This window comes from Patiriisocius sp. 208BN25-11 (genome assembly GCF_058147145.1).
In genome coordinates, this window is record NZ_JBYVJY010000005.1 from 124,376 (window position 1) to 150,473 (window position 26,098).

Genomic DNA, 26,098 nt, shown 5'->3' on the forward strand with positions numbered 1-26,098 from the left:
CCGTTCATATTTCCGAAGTACTTCTTTATAACAGCACTAAGAATCTATAATGCGCTGTGATTATTTTAATATATTTGTGAAAATAAAACCTAAAACCATGAAACATACTTTATTGGTGGCGGCTTTTGCTTCATTGCTTTTCTTTTCTTGTGATGAAACTAAAAAAGACGACACAGCAGCTACTACAATCTCAGAAAAATTTGATTATAATGTCACCCAATTCGAAGACATTAAAATCTTACGATATCAAATTCCAAGTTGGGAAAACTTAAGTTTAAAAGAACAAAAGTTGGTGTACTACCTAACACAAGCAGGTCTTGAAGGGCGTGACATTATGTGGGATCAAAACTACCGTCATAATTTGGCAATTCGTAAAGCCTTCGAAACGATTTACACAGGATACAAAGGAGATAAAAGTACTGCAGATTGGAAGCATTTTGAAACCTACATGAATCGTGTTTGGTTTGCCAACGGGATTCACCATCATTATTCGAATGACAAAATGAAGCCTGAATTCTCTGCAGATTATTTAAAAACATTGTTAACAGATACAGGTGCAACACTAGAAGGTGAAGCGTTTGATGTACTGTTTAATGATAAAGATAATAAGAAAGTTAACCTTGCAAATGGTATAGACAATGTCTTAAAATCTGCTGTAAACTTTTACGGACCAGATGTTACTACTCAAGATGTAGAGACCTTTTACAAAGCAAAGAAGTCTCCAGACCCTAAGAAACCTTTATCGTATGGATTGAACTCTCAATTAGTAAAAGAAGATGGTGTTTTAATAGAGCGCGTGTATAAGTCTGGTGGACTATACGGAGCGGCTATTGATAAAATTGTAAGCTGGTTAGAAAAAGCACAAGGCGTTGCCGAAAACAAAGCGCAAGGAGATGCTTTAGGACTTTTAATTAAGTACTACCAAACTGGAGATTTACAAACTTGGGACGATTATAACGTTGCTTGGACGGCTGCAACCGATGGTAATATAGATTACATCAACAGCTTTATTGAAGTATACAATGATCCAGCTGGGTATCGAGGTTCTTACGAGACTATTGTACAGATTAAAGATTTTGACATGTCAAAGAAGATGTCTGTGTTGTCTGATAATGCACAATGGTTTGAAGATAACTCTCCATTAATGGAAGAACACAAAAAAGACAGTGTAGTAGGTGTGACTTACAAAGTAGTAAACGTTGCTGGAGAAGCTGGAGATGCTTCACCAAGTACACCAATTGGGGTAAACTTACCCAATGCAAACTGGATTCGTGCCGCTGTAGGGTCTAAGTCTGTTTCTTTAGGAAATATTATTGGTGCTTATAACAACGCAGGTGGATCTGGTCGTTTAAAAGAATTTGTACATGACGATGAAGAGTATGCCTTAGAAAAGGAATACGGTCAGTTAGCAGATAAGTTACACACGGCATTGCACGAGGTAATTGGACATGCTTCTGGACAATTAAACCCTGGTGTTGGAGAAACCAAAGAAACCCTTAAAAAATATGCTTCAACCCTAGAAGAAGGGCGTGCAGATTTAGTTGGGTTGTACTACCTGTATTCTCCAAAGTTACAAGAACTAGGTTTGGTAGAAGATTGGACCAAAGTAGGAAAAGCTGCCTTTGATGGATACATTAGAAATGGTCTAATGACACAATTAATTAGATTAAAATTAGGAGATGATGTGGAAGAAGCGCATATGGTAAACAGACAATGGGTATCTGCTTGGGCTTTTGAAAAAGGCATGAAGGATAATGTGATTTCAAAAGTGAAAAGAGATGGTAAAACCTATTTCGAAATAAACGATTATGAAAAATTGCACGATCTTTTTGGACAGTTATTGAGAGAAACACAGCGTATTAAAAGTGAAGGTGATTATGCAGCAGTTGAAGCCTTGGTAGAAGGATATGGTGTAAAAGTAGATCAAGAAATTCATGCAGAAGTATTGGAGCGTAACAAGCAGTTTACATCTGCGCCTTACAGTGGTTTTGTAAACCCAGTAATTACTCCAACTACAGATGATGCTGGTACTATTACAGGTTTTGAAATTGTACAACCCGAGAGTTTTGAGTCTCAAATGTTGGATTATGCTAAAAATTACAGCAACCTTCCGGTGAAGAATTAATATTGAAATATAACAAAGTAAAAAGCCCTAGTTTTTTAACTAGGGCTTTTTTATTGGATCACATTGTTCTATTTTCTTAATAAAAACCTCAAGCAACTTACATTAGATTCAATGGTAAAAGTACCACTCCAATTTATAGGATTGTCACCTCCATTTTCTCTTGCAGTGTATGAGTAGGTACCTGGGTTGTAAGTTCTTGTTACATTTCCTGATGATCCACACGCAGGTGGTGCAGAACCTATTGTTGTAATAGTACCAATTGCTTGCCCTTCTACAAAAACATTTATTGGTTCTCCAGGAAAATCTGACCAGAAGACAATTCTATTTTCAATGTTAGACGGCGGTGGAACTACATTTCCACCTTTGTCATCATCGGTGCTGCAACTTGTTGTTATTACTAATAAAAGTAATGCGAATACTAAAGTAATTTTTTTCATTATCATGTTGTTTGTTTTTATAGTGTAAAACTAGGGTACACTTTTAACAAAAAAAATACCCATTTGTGGGTATTTTTTAAGCTTTTCTGAAATGTTAGTTATTGTTAGGAAACATCCAATAAACCAATTTTTGCTAATTCGTGTGCCATAAGGACTCTACTTTCTTCGTCGATAGTACAAGGAATGTCTTTTACTGTTTGTAATTCATTGCTTGTAAACAATGCTTCTAAAAAAGAAGCTGCAGCAAGTGGCATGGCTAATTTTAAATCGTAAAATTTAATGGCAAACTGCGTGTCATTTTGAGAGATTCTAATTTTGTGCTTTTCTCGTATACGTATTTTTGATGTTCCAGTGATAGCATTAATGTCTAGCATCTGGAGCAGGTGTCCTTTAGAGATAGATTTTTGTCTAGAATAGAAGTCGTCTAAAACTTCTTCATTGGTTTCAAGGTCGTTTATAATGTCTTTTAAGACCGAAATCATTTCGGTTTTTTCTTGGCTATAATCAAGCCCTTCAAATTCATGTAGTTTCGTAAAACGACGTAATACTAGATAATCTTTAGACTTTTCTAATAACATTTCGCCAAGATGTTCGGCCCAAGTTTTTCCTAGCAAACCAGTAGTTATGTGACCACTATTTTCATGTGTGCAATAAGCGTCATGTACAATCCCTCTTGGAATGTACAAAACATCTCCTTGCTCTAATGTGAACTCATCTTCGATGGGTCCAGGTTCAAAACCTTCTTTTACAAAAGCAGTAGATTTGTCTGCAAGTGGCATAGCATTATTATAAATACGCCAGTTTTTAGATCCTTCAAATTGTAGGATGAATACATCATGAGAATCATAATGTGTTGCAAAACCTTGCGCATTTTTTGGTGTAAGATAGATGTTGGTTTGTGTTCTGTGTTTGAAAAAAGATTCAAACTCATTGGTAAGTGCTCTACAACCCTCAATTTTGTGTTCGAGGTTTGACATCACTAAAGTGCAGCCCGCTTCAAATGATTTTACAAATTTTAGTGGATCAATAAGATCGCTGTTTTTTACCGTATAGGTTTTTGGATCTGGAACAGCGTCTAGTGAGTGATCTACCAGCCTAAATTGAGGATGGTGATTAGACACAGTATAAAACATCTTGTCAAGATCATGAACCGTTAATACGTTGCTAAAAGCTGCTTTGTTTTTTTTGCGAATAACGAGATGTTTTTTCTCATAATATTCTGCAAAGAAAGTTTCCAGAGTAATTGGAAATAAAATTTCTTGTAAATTCATTTTAAAGCGGGTGTACTTTTTAGTAGTAATTTCTAGTCAGAATCAACACATGCTGATCCGTTTCCTACAGCGTCGAATGAATTTGCATCCGTACAACTTGCAGGGTCAGATACACAAGATCCCATTGTTAGCGATGTAGCAATAAGAGATGTGAATACTACTTTTTTGAAAGTGCTGGATTTTGAGACATTTGATACCTCAAAATCAGTCTTCTTTAGTTTAGTCATAATAATAAATATTTAGATTTCTTCAAATTTAAGATAATTTGTAGGAATTAAAAATAACCACTACTGGTTATTTTTAATTCTTGCGAAGCTCTTTCTCAATATAAATATTTGCCGCACCTTTTAATTGACGTGTCCCTTTTAGGTGTAATTTTTTAATGATATTTTTTCTGTGAGTAGCTACCGTATTTTTACTAATAGATAGTTTTATTGAAATTTCTGAAGAAGTAAAATTACAACCAATTAACTTGAAGACTTGTAGCTCTCTCTTTGACAAGAACTTGTAGATATTTTCTTGGTTTTTAAGCGATTGTATGTATCCTACAATTTTTTCTAATAAGAGTTTATTTTGAGATATTTTTTTTAATGAGACTAATACCTCCATGGTTTCTTCAGCATTTAGGAGCCTGTCTTCTAGATATGCCTCTGTAACTTGGGATGTAATTTTTTTGTAGGGACTCATATCCCAAATGTAGGCAGATAGGTACGGTATTGAAATACCCACTAATGGGTATTTTCACTCAAAATCATACTTTTTCTCTAAAGAATAGCGTAATAATTCACCTTTTCCCTGAAGCCCTAGTTTGCGAGCCATGTTTTTTCGATGTTTTTCTACAGTAGAAACAGAAGTAAACCTTATGGCTGCAATTTCATTGCTAGATTTTCCTTGTCCAATTAATTTTAGGATGTCTTTTTCACTGGCAGATAAGAGCGATTTTTTTTGATTTTTTTTGTAAGAATCATCCAGATACCTTGGATCGATTTCTTTGTCGAAAAAAGTACCTCCAAGGGCAACACTTTTTATGGCGGCCAATAAATCTTCTAAGGGAGAATTTTTTAATAAATACCCAGTAGCTCCTGCATCTATCATTTGGCGAACCGCTTCTTCTTGATCAAACATGCTAAAGCCAATGATGTTTATTTCTGGAAACTCTTTTTTAATGATTTTGGTGGCAGAGATACCATCAATTTTCGGCATTTTAATGTCTGTGATGACCACCTTCGGTTTTTTCTTTCGAACAATTTCGATGAGGTCTTCTCCATTGTTTGCGGTACCTACAATGGTAATGTCGGTTTCATATTTCAGTAGTAAATCTATACCATCTACTAGTGATTGATGATCTTCGGCTATGGCAATACGTATCATATGGGTATGTCTATTAAAATGGTGGTTCCTTTTCCAAGCGTGGTGTCTATTTCCATACTACCATCTTGATGTTCTATTCTTCGTTCTATACTGCCTAAGCCCATGCCTTCTTTATTTAAATTTCCTGAAGGGGTAAAACCATCTCCATTGTCTTCTACAATGATAGACAAGGTGTCTTCATGTTTGGTGATGTCAATGGTTGCTTGTGTGGCGTTGGCGTGTTTTATAATGTTGGTGGTGAGTTCTTGTATGATTCTAAATATGGAAATTTCTAGGGTGTTTTCTATGCGTTCATCGAGACCAAAATCTTGCAGTGTGATGTTTAGGGTTCCAGTGGCCGAAACATTTTTGATTAGTTTTTTTAGGGCTGGAAGTAAACCGTTTTTTGCTAACACACCACTATTCTTAACATGTGCCATACTGCGAACCTCAGTATAGGCTTCTTCTAAAAGCATTTTGGTTTTCTCTATGAGTGGTTGCATTTCGACGAGCTTTTCTGGGTTGCTAGCAATGTGGTTAAATTGTAGCTTGGCAGCAGCTAGGGTAGCACCTACGCTATCATGTAAGTCGCTTGCTAAGCGTTGTCGTTCTTTTTCTTGTCCTTCTATCATGGCATTAATAGAAGTGATTTCTTGGTCTTTGAGTAGTTTCTCTGTTTTTTGAATTTCAAGTTCTTTTTGCTGTTCGGCAATGCGTTGTTTGCGTTTGGTATTGCGATTGATAAGCACAGCAATGAATCCACCTAATAGCAAAATACTTCCCAGGCCAATGAGTAGGTATTGTTGTTTTTCATTTTCTTGTTCAGAAATGAGGAGTTGTTTTTCTTTTTCGGCGGTATCTAACTCTACTTTTAATTGGTTGATGTCTTCTTGATTTTCAATGAAGTTTAGGTGGTGTTCAAAAAAAAGTGATTTTTCTAAATATTCGTATGCTTTTTTATAATCACCTAATGGATATAAAACTTTCATTGCTCCAAATCTATAATAACTATATGCTGCTCTTGAACTATCTCTTTCGTTGAATTTGTTTTTACTAATTTCAAGGTGTTTAATAGCTTCTGAAACATTATTATTTTGAGCATTTAATGATGATAATTCTAGATTAGCATAAAATTTAGATCTTTTTGTGAAGTTAGTTTCAGGCATTTTTAATATTAAATCTGTGAATTTTTTAATACTGTCTTGTTGCTTTAAGTCTTCTCTAAAGTATACAGTAAGCACGTCATAAATATTTGTTTTCCAATTTTTAGAAATAGTACATGAATAGATTTTTTTATTTAATTTTTTAGATAAGGGAACAAAATGATCAGGTTTTAAAGTTGATTGACCATAGAAAGATGTCTCAAAATAATTTGTTATTAATTCGTCTTGACATGAGTTTGAGAGATTCTTTAGTTTTTTTAAATATTCAAATTGTTTTTTGCTATTGGGTGTTTTTTGTAATGAATAAAGCTCCAGTATACTACTTAAAACAAGTTTTTTGAATGTAGTAGAATTTTCAATTTCTTTACTATTTAAAATTTTATTGAATTCTAAGAATGATAATGTTTCGCTTTTAGAATAATACATTAAATAATAAGCTTTACTTAATGCATTAATCAAGTTGTTTGTTTTATTTGGTGAACCCCACTTTATGTTATTGTATGCTATAGAATCTTTTATTTTTTCTTCACCTCGATTTTTGATAATAGTATTTAAATATGATAGGGAATTTTTTAGCGAAGAATTTTCGACTTGATTTAGTAAGGATTCAGATTGTTTAAAATCTAATAAGTACAAGTTTTCGACAATATTATCAATGTTATTTCCATGCTGCCCTTTGGTTATTGGGCAGCATATAAATAACAGTATTAAAAAGCTTACTATTCTCATGAGTTAAAAACCAAATGGAAAGCCGATTTATAACAAGTTCTACCAGGACCAGTTTCATTAAAAAGGTCAGTATTAATTTTCTTAATTTCAATACCAGCTTGCTCTGCCTGTGGAAGGCCATGTGCCTGCTTTTTAAAGTACTCTGCTCCATCTCGGTAATAAAATTCACTGTCAAAAACCCCATTGGTAATTGGGTTTGCGTCAATATTACCTGAAATAGGAATTAACTCTCGTTCTGTTTTTAGGTAATATGGAGCACTAATCTCTATCGTTTCTTCTGGTATTTCACTTAAACGATACGCTGTAAGAGGTTCAAATTGAGTTTCACTAATTTGTTCATCTCCTGATACAACAGCTCTTAGGAAAAGTTTGACATACACAAAAGATTCACCTTCAGTATTTGTTTTTGATGTAATTTGTGTAGCGTGTTTTGTTGAAAAACCAATATCAAGTATTCCTTTGTAATTGTATATCTTAAGATCCAATTTTTGAATTGTAGCAGTGTTTCCATCTTCTAAAATAGAAAACTTCCCAAAAATTGCAAAGTTAGTACCATACAAGGAACTTGTTAATAATAGTTGATAACCAGTATTAGACATTAATTTAATACTACTGAAATTTTCTTGAAATTCTGATGCCATAATTAATTTATATAGTTAATAATTGATTTAATATTTAATATACCAGCTCCATACTTTTTTTTGTCAATTCCTTGAAATTTTGGGAAGGTTATTTCTTTCAAAATTCCTCTTATTTGATCTAAAGGTAAATATCCTTTTTTGCTCATTATTAAAGCAATAGTTGCCGCTACTTGAGGAGCAGCCGCAGAAGTGTTAGAGAAATACAAAAAATCGTTATGATCAAGTGGTGGATCTGTGATGTATGATTCTGATCCTGGTTTATCTAGGGATATAACCTTTGAGCCAAAAGCAGATAGAGAAATATTTTTCCCGTGTTTAGAATTGGCTAATGGTTTTAATTTTTGATCTACAGCGGCTACAGAAATTATCCTTTTAATGTTTCTAATAAAATCCATTTCGGTTGTTTCTCTATCAATAATATTTCCAGCTGAAAAAACGATTGGTATTGATTTTTTTTCTTCAGTCTCTGAAGTAACCTCGTTTATTAGAATTCTTAAAATTTCTGAATTAGGGAACTTTGCTTCTAGACTACAACTAATAACATCTACTTTTTGCTTTGTACTATATGCGGCTTCATACAGAGCTTTGATAAAAAAGAATGTACATGATGTACGATCTTTAATTATTTTGAAAGGGACAATAGAGCATCCTGCAGCAATACCATTCATACCAAAGTCACCATTTTTTTGTGCTCCAATTATTCCAGCACACATAGTTCCATGCCAATCATCTGATGTGAAATTTTGTATTGTTGAATTTTCAACATAATCATAACCGTTATTTTTTATTGCTTTTGTTAAAAATTTATGCTGATAAACTCCATCGTCTAGCACTCCAATTTTTATGCTTTGTTTCCCTTTTAATTCTTCGTCATGGATTTTTTGAATATCATTAAATAATTTGTTGTCATCTATAGTAAATATTGTGTCTGGAGTATATTGTATCATATTGATTCTTGAATTAGAGCTAAAAAGCTGAACTTCAGAAAAATTAATTTCGCTTCTAACACCAGGCATTTTATTATATAATTTTTTCGCTTTTTCTAATTGTGATTCATTATAATAATTTAGTAAAAAATAATTCCCACAATTTTCTATAATTCTACCAATGCCGTTATCCTCATTTTCCATAATGATAGATTTAATTTGTGAGTGACTATATATTTTTTCGAAGTATACTATCAAGGATATCTTCCAAGGCAAGTATGTTTTTTTTTTGAAAGTATATGTTTTGCTTAGTTTTAAAGTTGTAACCTTACGTTTCCAAAGTTCACTTTTAAATTTTCTACCTTGAAATTGGGTGTTTTTTTTTCTTTTTACGATGTAGCTAAAATCATCTAATTTTTGCTTAATGATGAAATTAGATTTTATTATATTTTTTAGTCTATTATCTTCTTGAAAATATTTTTTGTGAAAATTAGGTCTAACGGTTAATATTTCATCCTCCTCACTAGTTACAAAATCAATATCAATGTATTTATTTTGATCTTCGTCAAAATAGGTATGAGAGTATTTTTTTGACATAATGAATTGAATCTATTTTTGAAACCTATCTTATTTCTGTAAATATTGTAATTAATAAAAATTGAAACCATACCCACTAGTGGGTATATTTAACCATCAAAAAAGTAGGGTGCACAAAAAATAACAAGGAAGAAGAGGGGACTATCTATTGATCATTCCGAAATTATAGGAAATATATAAATCCTACAATTTGTAGTAAAAATAAAATTTTCGTAAATAAGAAAGTACTGTTTTAGTTTTTCAAGAGGTATTTTGCAGCGACTAACAGCCCAACAAACACCAGAAAACCTATGAGTACCCAGAAGCTGCCTTTATAGTATTTTTTATGTAATGCAATATCTTTTCTGTAGCTGTAAATAATAATAGCGACAAAAGCAATGACAAAAAAAATGGCGAAGCCTAATTGACCGGTACTAAACATATTTGTGTAGTTTTATAGCTGCAAAAATACAACAGAAAATTTCAGTACAAACATAGAATGACACCTTATGAAAGAAAAAATTGCCGCAGTTCATGCTTTTCATACCGCTTTTGGATTAGGAATTAAAAATACCCCTACCGCAAACATCGGTGAGAAGCGAAATAAACTTCGTTTTGAACTCATGAAAGAAGAAAATGAAGAATACCTAGAAGCAGCCACAAATAACGATTTAGTTGAAGTAGCAGATGCCTTAGGAGACATGCTATACATTTTATGCGGTACCATTATCGAGCATGGTATGCAAGACAAAATAGTCGAAGTATTTAATGAAATACAACGCAGTAATATGAGTAAGTTAGGAGCAGATGGAAAACCTATCTACAGAGAGGATGGCAAGGTACTTAAGGGACCAGATTATTTTAAACCGAATATTAAGGAGATTTTGGAGAGGTGAATGAGGCCGCTTATACCTTCACCAAGGCTTCGTTATACAAGTCGCTGTTAGAAGATAGCCTTAGGAAAAAGTTTATAAGTTTAAGTGTTTATATGTTTAGGTGTTGTGATTATTTTTAAATTTCACTCAAAACTCAAAACTCAAAACTCAAAACTCAAAACTCAAAACTTATCGCTTATCGCTTCACTTCCACGCGCCATCCAAATGGATCTTCGGCGTTGTTGTTTTGTATGTCTGTAAGTTGCTTTTTGAAAGCGGTGGCATAGCTGTCTTTTACTTCAGGTAATTCGTATACATCGTCTTTATATCCAAAGTGACTTATAAAACTCACTACTGCAGCGGTACCAGCTCCAAAAACCTCTTTTAAAGAACCATCTTTAGCAGCAGCTACTAACTCATCCACGGTAAGCTTTCTAACATCTGTTTTAATACCATTGTGTTTGGCAAGGTCTAGGATACTTTTACGTGTAATTCCATCTAGAATTCTATCACTAGTAGGAGCAGTAATGAGCGTGTCGTTAATTCTAAAAAATACATTCATGGTACCCGCTTCTTCTAAGTATTTATGTTCGTTAGAGTCGGTCCAGATCACTTGCTGAAATCCTTTTTCTTGGGCAAGACTTGTTGGGTAGAATTGCGCACCGTAATTTCCAGCAGCTTTTGCAGCACCCACACCACCATCTGCAGAGCGGCTGTATTTTTGAGCAATCAATACTTTTACAGCGCCTTTGTAATAGGCTTGTACTGGCGACATTAATATCATGAATTTGTATTCGTTTGAAGGGGATGCAGAAACACCTACTTCGGTAGCCATCGCAAACGGACGCAGATACAAAGAATTACCTTCTCCTTTTTGTATCCAATCTCTATCCATATTAATCATGGTGTGCAAGGCATCTAGAAACACCTCTTCTGGAAACTCAGGAATTGCCATTCTTTTTGAAGAGGCATTGATGCGTTTTGCATTTTGTTCTGGGCGAAACAGAAATACATCGTCATTTTCATCTTTGTAGGCTTTCATGCCTTCAAAAACAGCTTGACCATAATGAAATACTTTGGCTCCAGGAGAAATTGTCATAGGTCCGTAAGGCTTAATAGTTGGAGTTTGCCATGCACCGTTTTTGTATTCACATTCAAACATGTGGTCTGTGAAGGTCTTTCCAAATACTAAATTGTCAAAGTCAACTTCGCTTATTCTAGAAGATGTTACTTTTTCAATATGCAATTCTTTGGTGTTAATTGTATTCATTATTAGGTTGTTTGTTTAGACTGCAAAAATAACTAATTTTTAGCCTATTTAAAATGCCAAAAATTCCTTAAAATTGTACTATCTTAAAAGCATTCCTTAATTCTGAAACATTAACACATGAAAAAGCTATTATTTGTTGCCACCCTTGCCCTAACGTTTGTGGCATGCAACCAAAACAAAACCGATAAAATTTCCGAAGAAATTGAAACAACTGAACCCGTAGCTGCAAATTTTAAAACCTTTGGCGAGACGATTGATGCTGAAAATGTTTTATCGCAAGCAGATATGATAGACACCTACAAAAATTTAAAGCCAGGTGATACTCTAGATGTAAAATTTAAAGCCGAAGTAAATGCAGTTTGCCAATCTAAAGGCTGCTGGATGCGTGTTGGTGTGGGTGAAGAAGAAGCGATGGTGAAATTTAAAGATTACGGTTTCTTTATGCCAAAAGACTTGGCCGGACAAGAAGTAATCATGGCTGGAAAAGCTTTTGTTGCCGAAGTTTCTGTAGATGAACAACGTCACTATGCCGAAGATGCTGGAAAAAGTAAAGAAGAAATTATGGCTATTACCGAGCCTAAAAAAACCTTGTCTTTTGAATCTTCTGGAGTACTTATTCCAGAGAAGCAAACAAACAAGTAGTGAAGAGAGAATTTCTCACTACGGGTGACGGCTCTGTTACCATTCACATACCAGATTGGGATGAACAATATCATTCTAAGCATGGAGCCATACAAGAAGCGCAGCACGTTTTTATACAAACAGGGCTGCGCTATTTTTGTGGTATTTCTGAAATACAAGAACTCACTATTCTTGAAATTGGATTTGGCACTGGTCTAAATGCTTTTTTAACCCAGTTAGAAGCTAATACATTAAATATCAAAGTCAACTACGATGGAGTAGAAGCCTATCCAGTCTCTAAGGAAGAAGTAAAGGCACTAAATTACCCATCACTATTAGAAGTTGCCAATACTTCCTTTCTCCAACTGCACGAAGTCCCTTGGGAAACAAGGACAGCCATTACCAAAAATTTCAGTTTAACAAAGCAAGAAAAGTTTTTCAAAGATATTTCCGAAGAAGACAAATATCATCTAGTGTATTTTGATGCTTTTGGCGCTAGAGTACAACCAGAATTATGGACCGAAGCTATTTTTGAACGCATGTATAGTGCCTTAAAAGAAGAAGGTGTTTTGGTTACCTATGCTGCCAAAGGAAGCGTAAGACGCGCCATGCAAGCAGTTGGTTTTACCGTAGAAAGACTCCCAGGCCCTCCCGGGAAAAGGGAAATGCTGCGGGCTACAAAACCGTCAAACTAGTAAAGTGTTTTCGCAGCATTCATGAAATAAATGCTGCGGGCTACAAAACCGTCAAACTAGTAAAGTGTTTTCGCAGCATTCATGAAATAAATGCTTAGGGCGACTAAGCCTTTGTCTTTTTAGTAATCAGTGCTCAGTAGCAGTTAGCAGATCTTCAATTTCGATTTCAATTTCGATTTCAATTTCCCTCACCCCCTCTCGAAGCTTCGGGACCTCTCCCGCCAAGAGGGGAGCATCATTATTTTCGATGTTTGTTATATGTAAAGAAACGTTACCCTTTAGGGCTAGGGAAAAGCGTTTCAACTTCGGGAGTCGAAGGGTAGTAATCATACTCATCTTCATCTTCATCTTCAATTTCGATTTCAGTTTCTCCCAAAGCTTCGGGATCGTTTTCATCCCGATAACTATCGGGATCAATTTCCCAATCTTCCGTTAAGACGGTGGTGTCTTTTTTTGCCTATGAGTATCTTCGTGTAAAAAAGTAATAATGATCATTCTTATCACAGGAGCTACAGGACTTATAGGTACAGCCCTAACAAAACATTTACTTGCTACTGGGCATACAGTTCATTTTTTGACCACTCGCAAAGAAAAAATTGTGGGGACTCCTCATCATAAGGGCTTTTATTGGAATCCGACTACAGGAGAAATAGATGCTGCTGCTGCGTTTGATGGGGTAACAACTATTGTCAATTTGGTAGGAGCTACCATTGCAAAAAGATGGACGCCCAGCTATAAAAAAGTGATTTTAGAAAGTCGCACCCAAACAGCTGCACTTATTTTTGAAACATTAAAAAATAGAGATCATAGTGTCACCCATTTTGTGTCGGCTAGCGGTATCAGTGTATACCCAAATAGTACTTCAGAAGTTTTTACGGAAGCTTCTCCAGAGGTTGCAGATAATTTTCTTGCCGATGTAGTGGTTGCTTGGGAAGCCGCAGCAGATCAATTTACGGATCTAGGAATACGAGTTGCAAAAATTCGTACTGGGGTTGTCTTTGATGCCAACGAAGGTGCTTTCCCAAAATTGGTGCAGCCTATAAAAATGAAAGTCCCATCTCCAGTTGGAAGTGGAAACCAATGGATTTCTTGGATTCATATAGACGACATGGTGGGGGTTTATGATTTTACCATTCAAAACAAGTTAGAAGGGATTATAAATGCAGTTGCACCAGAACCGGTTACCAATAAAACACTTACAAAGGAAATTGCATCTGTTTATAAAGTGCCTATGTGGGCTCCCAATGTGCCTTCTTTTGTCTTGAAAATGTTGCTAGGGGAAATGGCAATCTTAGTCTTAGAAGGGCAGCAAGTAAGCTCGGCTAAGATTGTAAATGAAGGCTTTGTGTTTTCGTATCCAACAGTTGAAAAAGCCTTAGCAGCATTATAGTATAGAACTAAATTGATTTTGTCTGTTCGAGCGCACGCGTGTCGCTGAAGCTTTAGCGTAAGAGCAGTCGAGAACTAACGATAGATTGGGTTTCGTACCGAAGTTTTAGGTGAGCTCAATTAGGTGTAAATCTACTTTTCAAGCTTTATCTCAATAAAAAAGACGCTCAAGAACAAACTTGAACGTCTTTTTAGAAATGTATTTAAAATATTATTTAGCAGCTGTCACATCTATCGTAATCTCCATATCATCGCTAATAAATTTATCTCCTAGATTGTCGAAGATAGATTTAGAGCCGTAATTGATTCCCCATTTGGTTCTGTCGATTGTAAACGTTTCACTTTTAACATGCACTGTATTGTCTTGCGTTGTTATTTGTACAGGAAAGGTGACATTATTTGTTTTGTCTAACATGGTCAAGTTACCACTCATCATGGTAACACCATCTTTGTCAGCAACTCCAGTGATTTCAAAGGTAGCAGTAGGATATTTATTGACGTTAAAAAAGTCACCTTCTTTTCCTTCAACGGTTCCCATAAGGTGAGCTTCAAGACTTCCTTTTCCAGAATTTTCATCTAGGTCAGTCACGTTAATACTTTTCATATCGATTACGATTTTTCCACTTTCAATAGCAGCGTCTTTTACGTACATGGTACCTTCTTGGATATTGATGGTTCCCGTATGCGTACCTACAGGTTTACTTCCTGCCCAAGAAATACTTGAATTTGCATTCTTGACTGTAAATGGAACTGCCGCTGCGGTTGCGGTAAGGGTCTCTTTTGCTTCAGAGGTTTTACTTTCTTTTGCATTGTCTTTGCAAGATACTGCACCTACAGCAACAAAGGCTATGAGGGCAATTTGTAACATTGTTTTTTTCATGATGGTATTGTTTTATTTATTCTGAAATGTAAAAGTACCATGCTATAGGTTAGTTTCTCTTAAATTGGTGCTAAAATTTGCTAGTGACATTTTGACATTTTCCAATAAATGGCAGTACTTTTGCACCTTCATTGAAAACTGAAAAAATACTCATTTATGAGCGCAAAAGAAAAAAATACAGCAGCAGAGGTAGACGAAGTAATTGCAAACGAAACCACTGCTGAGACTCCAGAAAATAAAGAAGTAGTTCAAGAAGAAGAAAAAACGACCGAAGAACAACTTGCTGAAGATTTACAAGCAGAAAAAGATAAATACTTACGTCTTTTTGCAGAGTTCGAAAACTATAAAAAAAGAACAGGTAAAGAACGCATCGAATTGTTTAAAACAGCTGGGCAAGAAGTAATGCTGGCTATTCTACCTGTGCTAGATGATTTTGATAGAGCATTAAAAGAATTCAAAGATGACAAAGATGATGTGCATGTGCAAGGAATGACACTTATCAATAATAAATTGAAAGAGTCTTTAAAGCAAAAAGGACTAGAAGTTTCTAACACCAATGCTGGTGATGTCTTTAATGCAGATGATCATGAAGCAGTAACACAAATTCCTGCTCCTAGTGATGACATGAAAGGGAAAATCATTGACGTGATTGAAAAGGGATACACGCTAGGAGATAAAATTATACGCTACCCAAAAGTGGTAATAGGACAATAATAAATGCATTTAATGCTTCTGGAATAAGAACATTTCAGAAAAATGAAATACCATGAAAGACGATTTTTACGACATATTAGGGATAGACAAAAGTGCTTCTGCTGCCGAAATAAAAAAGGCATACAGGAAAAAAGCCATTGAGTTTCACCCAGATAAAAACCCAGATGATCCATCGGCAGAGGAGAAGTTTAAGAAGGCTGCAGAGGCTTATGAAGTATTGAGCGATCCTAATAAAAAAGCACGATACGATCAATATGGTCATCAAGCTTTTGAGGGCGGCGGCGGCTTTGGCGGCGGCGGTATGAATATGGATGACATCTTTAGTCAGTTTGGCGACATCTTTGGTGGTGGCGGTTTTGGTGGCTTCGGTGGTTTTGGTGGCGGCGGTGGTCGCAGAACGGTAAAAGGAAGCAATCTGCGTATTCGTGTAAAGCTAACGCTGGAAGAAATTGCAAATGGTGTTGAGAAGAAAATAAAAGTAAAGCGCAAAAAAGTAGCAGCTGGAACTACGTATAGTACCTGTGGTACTTGTAATGGAAGTGGTCAAGTTGTTAAAATACAAAATACCATACTAGGTCGTATGCAAACTTCTGCGACCTGTAGTACTTGTGGAGGAGCGGGACAATCGGTTGAGAAAAAACCTGCTAATGCAGATGCCAATGGTATGTTAGCTACAGAAGAAACGGTATCCATAAAAATACCTGCAGGTGTGGTAGATGGGATGCAGTTAAAAGTGTCAGGAAAAGGAAACGATGCGCCAGGAAATGGTATTGCCGGAGATTTACTAGTAGCCATAGAAGAAGTGCCACATGAATACTTACAGCGTGAAGGAGATAATTTACATTATGATATGTATATCAGTTTTTCTGAAGCTGCATTAGGTACTTCTAAAGAAATTGAAACAGTAACTGGTAAAGTACGTATCCCTATTGATAGTGGTGTGCAAAGTGGAAAGATTTTACGCCTTAGAAAAAAGGGAATTCCGTCTATAAACGGATATGGAACAGGTGATTTATTGGTTCATGTAAACGTTTGGACACCAAAGACTCTCACGAAAGAGCAGAAAGAATTTTTCGAAAAAATGAGCAATGACGCCCATTTCGAACCGAAACCTGAAAAGGAAGACAAATCTTTTTTCGAAAAAGTTAAAGATATGTTCTCATAATTAACGTTTCATTAGGAAATTTTATTATATTTGAATATCACTACTAACTAGTGGTGATAATTTTTCTTTTTCATAGCAATTTTTTTCCCTCTCATCGCTTTTGTGGTGAGAGGGTTTTGCATTTCTAGGGTCTATTGTAACAAATCCAAAAATTTACATACTAACGAGTGTGAAAAGTGATGCTAGGTATGGTGTCATTTTTTTTAAACCAATATCTTTACCTTTTACAAACTAGCATATGGATTATTTATTACAAGCCAATTCGGTTTCCAAGAAATATGGCGATTATACCGCTCTTAACAATGTTACAATCGAGGTACCCAAAGGATGCATTTTTGGTTTACTAGGACCTAACGGTGCTGGTAAAACGACCCTTATACGTATCATCAATCAAATTACGATGCCAGATAGTGGTTCGGTGATTTTGGATGGTGAGCCATTACGTCCAGATCACATTCAAAACATTGGATATTTGCCAGAAGAACGCGGTCTTTATAAATCGATGAAAGTAGGAGAGCAGTGTGTATATTTGGCACAGTTAAAAGGCTTGTCTGCTAATGAAGCAAGAAAACGTTTAAAGTATTGGTTTGAACGCCTAGAGATTGGTGATTGGTGGGATAAAAAAATTCAAGAACTAAGTAAAGGGATGGCACAAAAAATACAGTTTGTTGTAACGGTGTTACACGAACCAAAACTGCTTATTTTCGATGAGCCTTTTAGTGGGTTTGACCCAATTAACGCGAACCTTATTAAAGACGAAATTTTAAAATTGCGTGATGATGGCGCTACAGTCATCTTTTCGACACACCGTATGGAATCTGTTGAAGAAATGTGCGACCATATTGCCTTAATTCATAAGTCTAATAAGATACTAGACGGAAAGTTAATTGATATTAAAAGACAATACCAATCTAACACTTTTGAAGTGGGACTTATCACAGATAATAAACCCCAGGTAATTTCAGAATTGAAAGAAAAGTTTGAATTACTTCCAGCAGACTTCAAGAGTATAAACGACGAGTTAAAATACAAAATAAAGATACCGCAAGAACATACTGCAAATGACTTGGTGAGCTACCTAACTTCTAAGGGCCAACTCAATCATTTTGTTGAGGTAATCCCTTCTGCTAACGATATTTTTATTGAAACCGTACAAAAAAACTAAACCTTATGAATCATCTTCCGTTAATAATTAAGAGAGAATATCTTAATAAAGTTCGTAACAAGTCCTTTATTATCATGACCTTTTTGAGTCCGTTAATATTTGTAGGGATTTTTGCTTTGGTAGGCTATTTGTCTAGTGTAAATAATAGCAACGTCCGCAGTATTTCTGTATTGGATGAAAGTGGTATGATTGCCAAAAGTTTTGAAGACACAGACACCGAAAAATATACCATATTGTCGAATGTTACTTTAGAAGAAGCAAAGACATTAGGCGAAGAAGGCGAAGTCTATGGGGTGTTGCACATTCCAAAGACAGAAAATCTTGAAGATCTAGCAAAAGCAACTACGTTTTTTTCTAAAGAATCACCATCACTCACCGTAATGCGTGATATTGAAAATACTATTGAGTCTCATGTAAATACCGCTAGATTAGACGCTGCAGGAATCGACGCTGCCCAAATTAAGGCATTGCGTATTAAAGTGGATACCAAACAAGAAACTTTTGAAGGGAAGAAAACCTCTAAGGCAGATTCTATAGCGAAGCTCATTTTTGGAGGCGCCGCAGGATACTTGTTGTTTATGTTTATTATCATCTACGGAAATATGATTATGCGTAGTGTCATCGAGGAAAAGACCAGTAGGATTATTGAGGTTATTATTTCTTCAGTAAAGCCCATCAAACTTTTATTAGGAAAAATTATAGGCACATCACTTGCGGGTGTAACGCAGTTTGTTGCTTGGGTGATTTTAATTGGAGTCTTAACAACGGTAGTTAGTTTGGTCTTTGGAGTTGATCCTGGAGCAGCACAAGCACAACAGCAAGAAATGATAGCGCAAGCCAATGGAGGTTCTGGTGATTTTGTTACACAAGCATTAAGTGCTTATGAGAGTTTACCGTTAACCAATTTGGTGATCATGTTTTTATTGTTCTTCATTGGCGGTTATTTGTTGTATGCATCATTGTATGCAGCTATCGGTGCAGCGGTGGATAGTGAGACCGATACACAGCAATTTATGATGCCTATTTTAATGCCTTTAATTTTGGCAGTATATGTTGGATTCTTTACGGTTATTGAGAATCCACATGGTACCGTTTCGCAGGTGTTTAGTTATATTCCATTTACCTCTCCAGTAGTGATGCTGATGCGTATTCCATTTGGGGTTCCCATTTGGCAGCAAGTCCTTTCGGTAGTGATTTTATTTGCAACCTTTATTGGAATTGTCATGTTTGCAGCTAAGATATACAGAGTAGGAATCTTAATGTATGGTAAAAAACCTACCTATAAAGAGTTGATAAAGTGGCTTAAGTACTAGGGTTTAGTGTTCAGTAATCAGAAGCAGTAGGCAGTTTGACATACTGAAAAACGAATTGATGGAACTGCCAACTAATATTGAAATCTTCATTTTTTCTGTATTTATACAGGATACGATGAAGATTTCTTTAATTTTACGAGAAGCTAAACTCACTCAAAAAGATACATAAGTGCAAGACGGAGTAAAAGATAAAATTGAAGAAGTCGTAAAGGAAGATATCTGGGGCGCAATAAAAGGTTTCCTAGACTATGGGGTAACCTTTAGTGAAGGGACCGATCATGAAATTCACATTACCATCGGTATTCTACTACTCATTGTAGTTGCTTATTTTTTATCAAATTTCTTTTTAAAGTGGGTCAATATCTTCTTTACTCGAAAGCTAGACGATCAAGATAAAAATAAGTTTACGAGTGTTTTTAAGTTTATAAAGTATCTCACATACATCATTGTATTTTTTGCAATCTTAAGTTTTACTGGAATTAACGTCACCCCTGTATTGGCTGCCTCTGCTGCTTTATTGGTGGGTTTAGGTCTTGCATTACAAGAACTCTTTCAAGATGTTATTGGGGGTATTTTTATCATTGTAGACAAGTCTTTATTGGTAGGAGATATCATTGAGGTTGATAATAGAATAGCTCGTGTTATAGAAATTAAGCTGAGAACCACACGTGCTATCACTAGAGATGATAAAATCATTATTATTCCAAATCATAAGTTTATTTCAGAGATTATTTGCAATTACACGCAAAATCATAAAACAACCCGTGAATTTATTAAAGTAGGAGTTGCCTATGGGAGTGATACTAAAAAAATTGAAACCTTGTTATTGCAAAGTGTAACAGAACAACGCGGTGTATTAAAATCTCCTAAGCCTTTTGTGTTATTTGAGAATTTTGGAGATTCTGCTTTAGAGTTTAGTGTTCATTTCTACATTACAGATAGTTTTTCGGATCCCAGAATTAAGAGTGAAATTCGGTACAGAATAGATCAGTTGTTTCGTGAGAATTCTATTTCGATTCCTTTTCCGCAGCGCGATATCCATATCATAAACAAAGCAATAGATACCAAGTAACTTCGTTAGTGATAATTATCTTACCTTGCGGTAGCTATTTATGAAGTACATTTTATTCTTCTTTTTTATTTTATGTATTCCCTGTACCGTATGTGCTCAGCTTACAGATATAGCGCGAGTGGAGTACACTTATTTTCCCCAAAGTGATTCCGAAAATTCCTTTAAACGCTTCCGTATTTTTGGAAATGTACCTTTTCAAATTGATGATGATGCCTACATTGTAGCGGGTTTTGAATACCGAAACATCTTTCTGAAATTACAGGATCCTTTTCCATTTAACACCAATGCAATAGAACGCTACCAGTCTTTTAAAGCCAGCCTTGGCTATACGGACAAATTAAAAAATGGTTGGCGATATGCACTCTTGGTAGATGTTAGAATAGCTTCTAATTTGGAGCGCTCTTTGGAGCGTGACGATTTTATTTTTGGAGGAAGTGTCTATGCCATACGCGATATGACGGGTGATGATTCCACTAGTAAAAAACCCTGGCGACTCATTCTAGGATTGGTATATTCTACCACAGCAGGAAGGCCTTTTCCCTTACCATTTATAAATTATTACAGAGAATTTGCACCCAAGTGGACCTATACTTTAGGAATTCCAAAATCGAATATTAAGTATGAGTTTGTCCCCAATATGCGTTTCCAGGGCTATGTTACACTGGATGGTTTTTTTGCCAACATACAAAACAATATCCCTATTGATGATGGCTCTCAAAATAGGGCCGCTAACATCTCCATGCGTACTTTATTATCTGGAATAGGATATGAGTGGGAATTTATGGAACACTTTGTTTTTTATGCCTACGGCGGCTATACTTTGCTTAATGATATTAGGTTAGAAGATGCCAATGATGATAATGTATTTACTATTAATGACACAGGTAGTTTCTACACCCGAGGCGGCATAAAGATTAAAATCTAAAATTTTATTGTTTTTCCCTAACCCTAAAGAGCATCAATAAAATTTGCTAGATCTTCTAATGTAAGTATTAAATTTTTTCTAAAATTGGGTATATCTAGCGTTCAAGCCTTAAAATATATCGAAGTCTTAGTATCTTGCTGAAATATTAGAAAATCAACCCATGGCAAAAATTTTAATTATTGAAGACGAAGCTGCAATTCGCAGGGTGCTCGTAAAAATTCTTTCTGAAGAAAATGATAGCTATCAAGTTACCGAAGCCGAAGATGGCTTAGCCGGTATTGAGCTTATTAAAAATGAAGATTACGACCTTGTGTTGTGTGATATTAAAATGCCAAAAATGGATGGTGTTGAGGTGCTCGAAGCCGTTAAAAAAATTAAGCCTGAAACACCTATGGTGATGATTTCTGGTCATGGCGACTTAGATACTGCTGTGAACACGATGCGTTTGGGCGCGTTTGATTATATCTCCAAACCACCAGATTTAAACAGGTTGCTAAATACCGTACGTATTGCTTTAGATAGAAAAGAACTTGTTGTAGAAAACAAACGTCTTAAAAAGAAGGTTAGCAAAAATTACGAAATGATCGGTGAAAGTCCTGCTATTGCTCACATTAAAGAGATGATAGAAAAGGTAGCAACTACAGAGGCACGTGTTTTTATTACAGGACCAAATGGAACGGGTAAAGAATTAGTGGCGCATTGGATTCACCAAAAAAGTGATCGTAGTAAAGGACCTATGATTGAAGTAAACTGTGCTGCCATACCTAGTGAGCTTATTGAAAGTGAATTGTTTGGTCATGTAAAAGGAGCCTTTACCTCGGCTAATAAAGACAGAGCTGGAAAGTTTGAAGCAGCTAACGGAGGTACCATTTTCTTAGATGAAATTGGCGATATGAGTTTACCTGCCCAAGCTAAAGTATTACGTGCACTACAAGAAAACAGAGTGCAACGCGTAGGGAGTGATAAAGATATTAAGGTTGATGTACGCGTTGTAGCGGCAACTAACAAAGATTTAAAGAAGGAAATTTCCGAAGGTAACTTTAGAGAAGATTTGTACCATAGACTAGCGGTGATCCTCATTAAAGTTCCAGCGTTAAATGATAGACGCGAAGACATTCCGTTACTAATCAATTATTTTACCAAAAGAATTGCTTCTGAACATGGAACGGCACAAAAACAATTTAGTGACAAGGCAATTAAATTGCTTCAAGAATACGATTGGACAGGAAATATAAGAGAGCTTCGCAATGTGATTGAACGCCTCATTATACTTGGAGGTGATGAAGTAACCGAAAAAGATGTACAACTTTTTGCTAGTAAATAATTCTGAAATATTATGAAATCAATAGACATAGACGATTACAAAGTTTCGGGCAGCATTGCCATGAAAAACACACATACCTTCATTGATTTAGAAGCAGATGAAAAGGCTATTGAAAAAGAACTTGAAAATACAAGAGAGCGTTTAGGGAAACTACAAGACACCCTTTATGCACACGGAAAGTATGCGGTGCTAGTCTGTTTGCAAGGAATGGATGCTGCTGGAAAAGATAGCCTTATTCGTGAAGTGTTTAAAGATTTTAATGCCCGCGGAGTAGTGGTGCATAGTTTTAAAGTACCAACAGACCTAGAACGTAAACACGATTATTTATGGCGTCATTATATTGCTTTGCCAGCACGCGGTAAGTTTGGCGTATTTAATAGAACCCATTATGAAAACGTTTTGGTAACTCGAGTTCATCCGGAGTATATTTTAGGAGAAAACTTGCCAGATGTTCATACTGTAGATGATATTGACAAAACATTTTGGGACAAGCGTTTTGAGCAAATAAATGATTTTGAGAAAACCATTGCCGAAAACGGAACTATCATTTTTAAGTTTTTCTTGAACTTGTCTAAAGATGAACAAAAACACAGACAACTGAGGAGGCTTCGTAAATCCAATAAAAATTGGAAATTCTCTGCGGGAGATCTAGATGAACGCGATTTATGGAGCGACTATATGCGCTGCTACGAGGATATCCTAAACCGTACCTCAAAGCCACATGCACCTTGGTATATTATACCTTCAGATGATAAGCCATCGGCGCGTTTAACTGTGGCATCAATTATGCTACAAGAATTACAAAAATATAAAGACATCAAAGAACCAGAACTCGATGCCAAAACCAAGGCTCGTATTGATGAGTTTATTGAGAGACTTGAAAAAGAATAATCTATCATGAAAAAATTACTAGTATTCATATTGGCTATTTCTACCAGTTTTAATAGTATAGCCCAAGAAGTAAACGAAAAAGATGCTGCCATGTTAAAGGCCATTTATAAAGAATCTTTACTCAATGGGAAGAGTTACGATTGGTTAGATCATTTATCAAATAAAATTGGCGGTCGTCTTTCTGGATCTGCCAATGCTACCAAAGCGGTAAAGTATACCAAAGGAGAACTAGAAAAGTTAGGGCTTGATCGTGTTTGGTTACAACCTGTTATGGTGCCAAAATGGGTGCGTGGTCTCAAAGAGTACAGCTATATGGAAACAGGTCCAGGCATCACTAGTAGTATGAATATTTGTGCTTTAGGAGGATCTGTAGCAACGCCTAATGCTGGACTTAAAGCCAATGTTGTTGAAGTAAAAGGCTTAGAAGAATTAGCGGCATTAGGAAAAGAGAACATTCAAGGTAAAATTGTGTTTTATAACCGCCCGATGCAAGCAGATTTAATACACACATTCGAGGCGTATGGTGGTTGCGTAGATCAACGTTATGCTGGTGCTAAAGAAGCGGCTAAATATGGTGCTGTAGGTATTGTGGTGCGTTCTATGAATTTACGTCAGGACGATTTTCCACACACCGGAGCGATGAGTTATGGCGATTTGCCAGAAAGGAAACGCATCCCTGCCTGTGCTATTAGCACTAATGATGCAGATAAGTTGAGCAACACCTTAAAATTAATTCCTGATCTTAATTTTTACTTTAAGCAAAATTGTAAACTTTTTGATGATGTAGAATCTTTCAATGTCATTGGAGAAATTACAGGTACTACATATCCAGATAAATTTATGGTTGTAGGAGGTCATTTAGATTCATGGGATTTAGGAGATGGCTCTCATGACGATGGTGCTGGAGTTGTCCAATCTATGGATGTTTTAAGATTACTTACAAAAACAGGTTATAAACCAAAGCATAGCATTCGTGTAGTATTGTTTATGAATGAAGAAAACGGACTCAGAGGTGGTAATGAGTATGCCATGCAAGCTAATTTGCAAAAGGAAGATCATGTGTTTGCACTAGAAAGCGACTCTGGTGGTTTCACCCCAAGAGGATTTTCATTTGATTGTGACGACGCTAATTTTGCGCAAATCAAAAGCTGGGAGGCTTTATTTAAGCCATATTTAATTCATTATTTCGAAAAAGGTGGAAGTGGCGCCGATATTGGTCCGCTAAAAAAAGACGGGATGGTCCTTGCGGGATTACGTCCCGATAGTCAGCGTTACTTCGATTACCATCACGCAGAGAACGATACTTTTGATGCTGTTAATAAAAGAGAACTAGAATTAGGAGCTGCGACTATGACCAGTCTTATTTACTTGATGGATACCTATGGTGTAAAGAATTCGATGGCTTCGATTAAAAAATAAGTTTAGAAGTAGTTTATAAGTTTAAGTGTTTCTGAGTTGAGGTGTCGAGAAGTATAGGTGTTTGTTTTTTTTAGAGTTTCATTTACAAACTGTCCATACTCCATATTCCATGCCCCAATTTGAAAACTGTTTAAGAGTTTATTTGTTTATGAGTTTTTACACGATTCACCACTCACGATTCACCACTCACGATTCACCATTCACTAAATTCACCACCAGACCACAAAGAATTTTTCTATTAGAGTACCTTTCTTTTTATAAAGTTGAGGAGCTCTTTTGTTTTGAATCACTTCGGAAATTTTAGGGGCTATGTCCATTGGGTTATGCCATGAAGTAATTTGCTCGGGTGGGAGTAGCCATTCTTTTTTATCGGGTATTGAATATAAGCAGTTATCCTCTAAGATGAGATCTTTAAAGTACATCCAATACCCTACAATACACTGTTGATATTGATGCGGCAGAAGTGTGATGTCATAGTTTTTAGGTACGTAAAGTGATGAGAAGAGATAATAACACTGTTCGGCTTCTTGAGGGTTAAAACCAATCGATTGAAGGGGCTTTTGTGTGTTTGGATGGTATAATAGTGGAAACTGTTTCTCTTTTAGTTTTTTTATTTTATCTAAAAGGGTGTCTTTTCTATTAGAACCGATCCATTTCCCTTCAAAAGTAGCATGGTTTGCATCGTCAAATAAATAAAATTTACAAGCTAGTTCAATATGTACTTGTTTTCCTGTTTGGGTATGTTCAACTAAATAGTCTAATTCTCCTTGCGTTTCAGTAGCTCCTTGTATTTGTAGATTCGCCGCAAGTAAAGTATATGTATTAGTTGTCGTTATGATATGTTCAAAGATAGCTTCAGCTTGTTTGCCTAATATGGTGTTGGGAAGTATTAGCTCTTTTTTATTACTTTCTGGAAGTATAAATTTTTTGTAATCAAATGTATCGCTCAATAACTCCAAAACTGGAATATTTTTAATATGAGAAAGTAGCGAGTTAGAAATGGAGAACTAATTTAAAAAGGATTTTTATGTACTATAAATTTAGCTAATTTATATAGATTTTTAATGCCTTGAAGCTCTTTAAAAAGCACTATTTCGATGCATATTTTAGAAATATATTAAAAAATACTGTTTTTTAACGTTTCTGTGTATTTAAGCCTTCC

Annotated in this window: 25 protein-coding genes; 14 read left to right on the top strand and 11 right to left on the bottom strand. The window is 35.6% G+C overall.

Annotated elements, in window-relative coordinates:
* Positions 1–97 precede the first annotated feature (97 nt).
* On the top strand, positions 98–2,125 hold the full coding sequence (locus ACY2RS_RS08370; RefSeq protein ID WP_490098187.1) for a dipeptidyl-peptidase 3 family protein: 2,028 nt from the start codon (positions 98–100) through the stop codon (positions 2,123–2,125).
* Positions 2,126–2,193: 68 nt separating this feature from the next.
* Here the strand turns inward: ACY2RS_RS08370 and ACY2RS_RS08375 are convergent, their stop codons facing one another.
* The 8 genes from ACY2RS_RS08375 to ACY2RS_RS08410 form a co-directional block, all read right to left on the bottom strand.
* The gene (locus tag ACY2RS_RS08375) at positions 2,194–2,562 is read right to left on the bottom strand and encodes a hypothetical protein (RefSeq protein ID WP_490098188.1); all 369 of its coding nucleotides are present in this window, start codon (positions 2,560–2,562) and stop codon (positions 2,194–2,196) included.
* Positions 2,563–2,666: 104 nt separating this feature from the next.
* Complete coding sequence (locus tag ACY2RS_RS08380) at positions 2,667–3,833, bottom strand: cupin domain-containing protein (protein ID WP_490098189.1); 1,167 nt, start codon at positions 3,831–3,833, stop codon at positions 2,667–2,669.
* Positions 3,834–4,133: 300 nt separating this feature from the next.
* Entirely contained in the window at positions 4,134–4,520 is a 387-nt protein-coding gene (locus tag ACY2RS_RS08385; RefSeq protein ID WP_490098190.1) for a helix-turn-helix transcriptional regulator, read from the bottom strand.
* Between the two features lie 54 nt (positions 4,521–4,574).
* Complete coding sequence (locus ACY2RS_RS08390; protein ID WP_490098191.1) at positions 4,575–5,204, bottom strand: response regulator; 630 nt, start codon at positions 5,202–5,204, stop codon at positions 4,575–4,577.
* A complete protein-coding gene (locus ACY2RS_RS08395; protein WP_490098192.1) occupies positions 5,201–7,075 on the bottom strand; it encodes an ATP-binding protein in 1,875 nt (624 codons plus the stop codon). The genes ACY2RS_RS08390 and ACY2RS_RS08395 overlap by 4 nt, the downstream gene beginning before the upstream one ends.
* Positions 7,072–7,716: a hypothetical protein gene (locus ACY2RS_RS08400; RefSeq protein ID WP_490098193.1), complete on the bottom strand. Its 645-nt coding sequence runs from the start codon at positions 7,714–7,716 to the stop codon at positions 7,072–7,074. The genes ACY2RS_RS08395 and ACY2RS_RS08400 overlap by 4 nt, the downstream gene beginning before the upstream one ends.
* Before the next feature lie 2 nt (positions 7,717–7,718).
* On the bottom strand, positions 7,719–9,239 hold the full coding sequence (locus tag ACY2RS_RS08405) for a S8 family peptidase (protein WP_490098194.1): 1,521 nt from the start codon (positions 9,237–9,239) through the stop codon (positions 7,719–7,721).
* A 232-nt stretch (positions 9,240–9,471) separates the two neighbouring features.
* Positions 9,472–9,660 carry a hypothetical protein gene (locus tag ACY2RS_RS08410; protein WP_490098195.1) on the bottom strand — a complete coding sequence of 63 codons (189 nt, stop codon included), beginning with the start codon at positions 9,658–9,660 and terminating at the stop codon, positions 9,472–9,474.
* A 67-nt stretch (positions 9,661–9,727) separates the two neighbouring features.
* Here ACY2RS_RS08410 and ACY2RS_RS08415 point away from each other — a divergent pair, with 67 nt between their 5' ends.
* A complete protein-coding gene (locus tag ACY2RS_RS08415) occupies positions 9,728–10,114 on the top strand; it encodes a pyrophosphohydrolase domain-containing protein (protein WP_490098196.1) in 387 nt (128 codons plus the stop codon).
* 175 nt (positions 10,115–10,289) lie between these two features.
* Here the strand turns inward: ACY2RS_RS08415 and ACY2RS_RS08420 are convergent, their stop codons facing one another.
* Positions 10,290–11,363, bottom strand: a complete 1,074-nt coding sequence (locus ACY2RS_RS08420) for a branched-chain amino acid aminotransferase (protein WP_490098197.1) — start codon at positions 11,361–11,363, stop codon at positions 10,290–10,292.
* A 117-nt stretch (positions 11,364–11,480) separates the two neighbouring features.
* On the opposite strand from ACY2RS_RS08420, the gene ACY2RS_RS08425 reads away from it, so the two are divergent.
* The 3 genes from ACY2RS_RS08425 to ACY2RS_RS08435 all read left to right on the top strand — a co-directional run bounded on the left by ACY2RS_RS08425 (position 11,481) and on the right by ACY2RS_RS08435 (position 14,069).
* Complete coding sequence (locus tag ACY2RS_RS08425) at positions 11,481–12,005, top strand: DUF4920 domain-containing protein (RefSeq protein ID WP_490098198.1); 525 nt, start codon at positions 11,481–11,483, stop codon at positions 12,003–12,005.
* Positions 12,005–12,679 carry a tRNA (5-methylaminomethyl-2-thiouridine)(34)-methyltransferase MnmC2 gene (gene mnmC2, locus ACY2RS_RS08430; protein ID WP_490098199.1) on the top strand — a complete coding sequence of 225 codons (675 nt, stop codon included), beginning with the start codon at positions 12,005–12,007 and terminating at the stop codon, positions 12,677–12,679. The genes ACY2RS_RS08425 and mnmC2 overlap by 1 nt, the downstream gene beginning before the upstream one ends.
* 487 nt (positions 12,680–13,166) lie before the next feature.
* A complete protein-coding gene (locus tag ACY2RS_RS08435; protein WP_490098200.1) occupies positions 13,167–14,069 on the top strand; it encodes a TIGR01777 family oxidoreductase in 903 nt (300 codons plus the stop codon).
* 210 nt (positions 14,070–14,279) lie between these two features.
* Here the strand turns inward: ACY2RS_RS08435 and ACY2RS_RS08440 are convergent, their stop codons facing one another.
* A complete protein-coding gene (locus ACY2RS_RS08440; protein WP_490098201.1) occupies positions 14,280–14,948 on the bottom strand; it encodes a YceI family protein in 669 nt (222 codons plus the stop codon).
* A 156-nt stretch (positions 14,949–15,104) separates the two neighbouring features.
* Here ACY2RS_RS08440 and ACY2RS_RS08445 point away from each other — a divergent pair, with 156 nt between their 5' ends.
* From ACY2RS_RS08445 to ACY2RS_RS08485, 9 genes are all read left to right on the top strand, one after another.
* The gene (locus ACY2RS_RS08445; RefSeq protein ID WP_490098202.1) at positions 15,105–15,662 is read left to right on the top strand and encodes a nucleotide exchange factor GrpE; all 558 of its coding nucleotides are present in this window, start codon (positions 15,105–15,107) and stop codon (positions 15,660–15,662) included.
* Positions 15,663–15,714: 52 nt separating this feature from the next.
* Positions 15,715–16,827 carry a molecular chaperone DnaJ gene (gene dnaJ / locus ACY2RS_RS08450; protein ID WP_490098203.1) on the top strand — a complete coding sequence of 371 codons (1,113 nt, stop codon included), beginning with the start codon at positions 15,715–15,717 and terminating at the stop codon, positions 16,825–16,827.
* A gap of 238 nt (positions 16,828–17,065) precedes the next feature.
* Positions 17,066–17,992: an ABC transporter ATP-binding protein gene (locus ACY2RS_RS08455; protein WP_490098204.1), complete on the top strand. Its 927-nt coding sequence runs from the start codon at positions 17,066–17,068 to the stop codon at positions 17,990–17,992.
* 5 nt (positions 17,993–17,997) lie between these two features.
* Positions 17,998–19,305, top strand: coding sequence for an ABC transporter permease (locus ACY2RS_RS08460; protein ID WP_490098205.1), 1,308 nt, complete (start codon positions 17,998–18,000; stop codon positions 19,303–19,305).
* Between the two features lie 169 nt (positions 19,306–19,474).
* Positions 19,475–20,377 (top strand): mechanosensitive ion channel family protein, encoded by a 903-nt coding sequence (locus ACY2RS_RS08465; RefSeq protein WP_490098206.1) that lies wholly within the window; start codon positions 19,475–19,477, stop codon positions 20,375–20,377.
* A 40-nt stretch (positions 20,378–20,417) separates the two neighbouring features.
* Positions 20,418–21,302, top strand: coding sequence for a DUF6268 family outer membrane beta-barrel protein (locus ACY2RS_RS08470; RefSeq protein WP_490098207.1), 885 nt, complete (start codon positions 20,418–20,420; stop codon positions 21,300–21,302).
* A 160-nt stretch (positions 21,303–21,462) separates the two neighbouring features.
* Positions 21,463–22,626, top strand: coding sequence for a sigma-54-dependent transcriptional regulator (locus ACY2RS_RS08475; RefSeq protein ID WP_490098208.1), 1,164 nt, complete (start codon positions 21,463–21,465; stop codon positions 22,624–22,626).
* Between the two features lie 12 nt (positions 22,627–22,638).
* On the top strand, positions 22,639–23,517 hold the full coding sequence (locus tag ACY2RS_RS08480; protein ID WP_490098209.1) for a PPK2 family polyphosphate kinase: 879 nt from the start codon (positions 22,639–22,641) through the stop codon (positions 23,515–23,517).
* Positions 23,518–23,523: 6 nt separating this feature from the next.
* Positions 23,524–24,936: a M28 family peptidase gene (locus ACY2RS_RS08485; RefSeq protein ID WP_490098210.1), complete on the top strand. Its 1,413-nt coding sequence runs from the start codon at positions 23,524–23,526 to the stop codon at positions 24,934–24,936.
* A 209-nt stretch (positions 24,937–25,145) separates the two neighbouring features.
* Here the strand turns inward: ACY2RS_RS08485 and ACY2RS_RS08490 are convergent, their stop codons facing one another.
* Positions 25,146–25,895 carry a DUF1853 family protein gene (locus ACY2RS_RS08490; protein ID WP_490098211.1) on the bottom strand — a complete coding sequence of 250 codons (750 nt, stop codon included), beginning with the start codon at positions 25,893–25,895 and terminating at the stop codon, positions 25,146–25,148.
* Between the last annotated feature and the right edge of the window lie 203 nt (positions 25,896–26,098).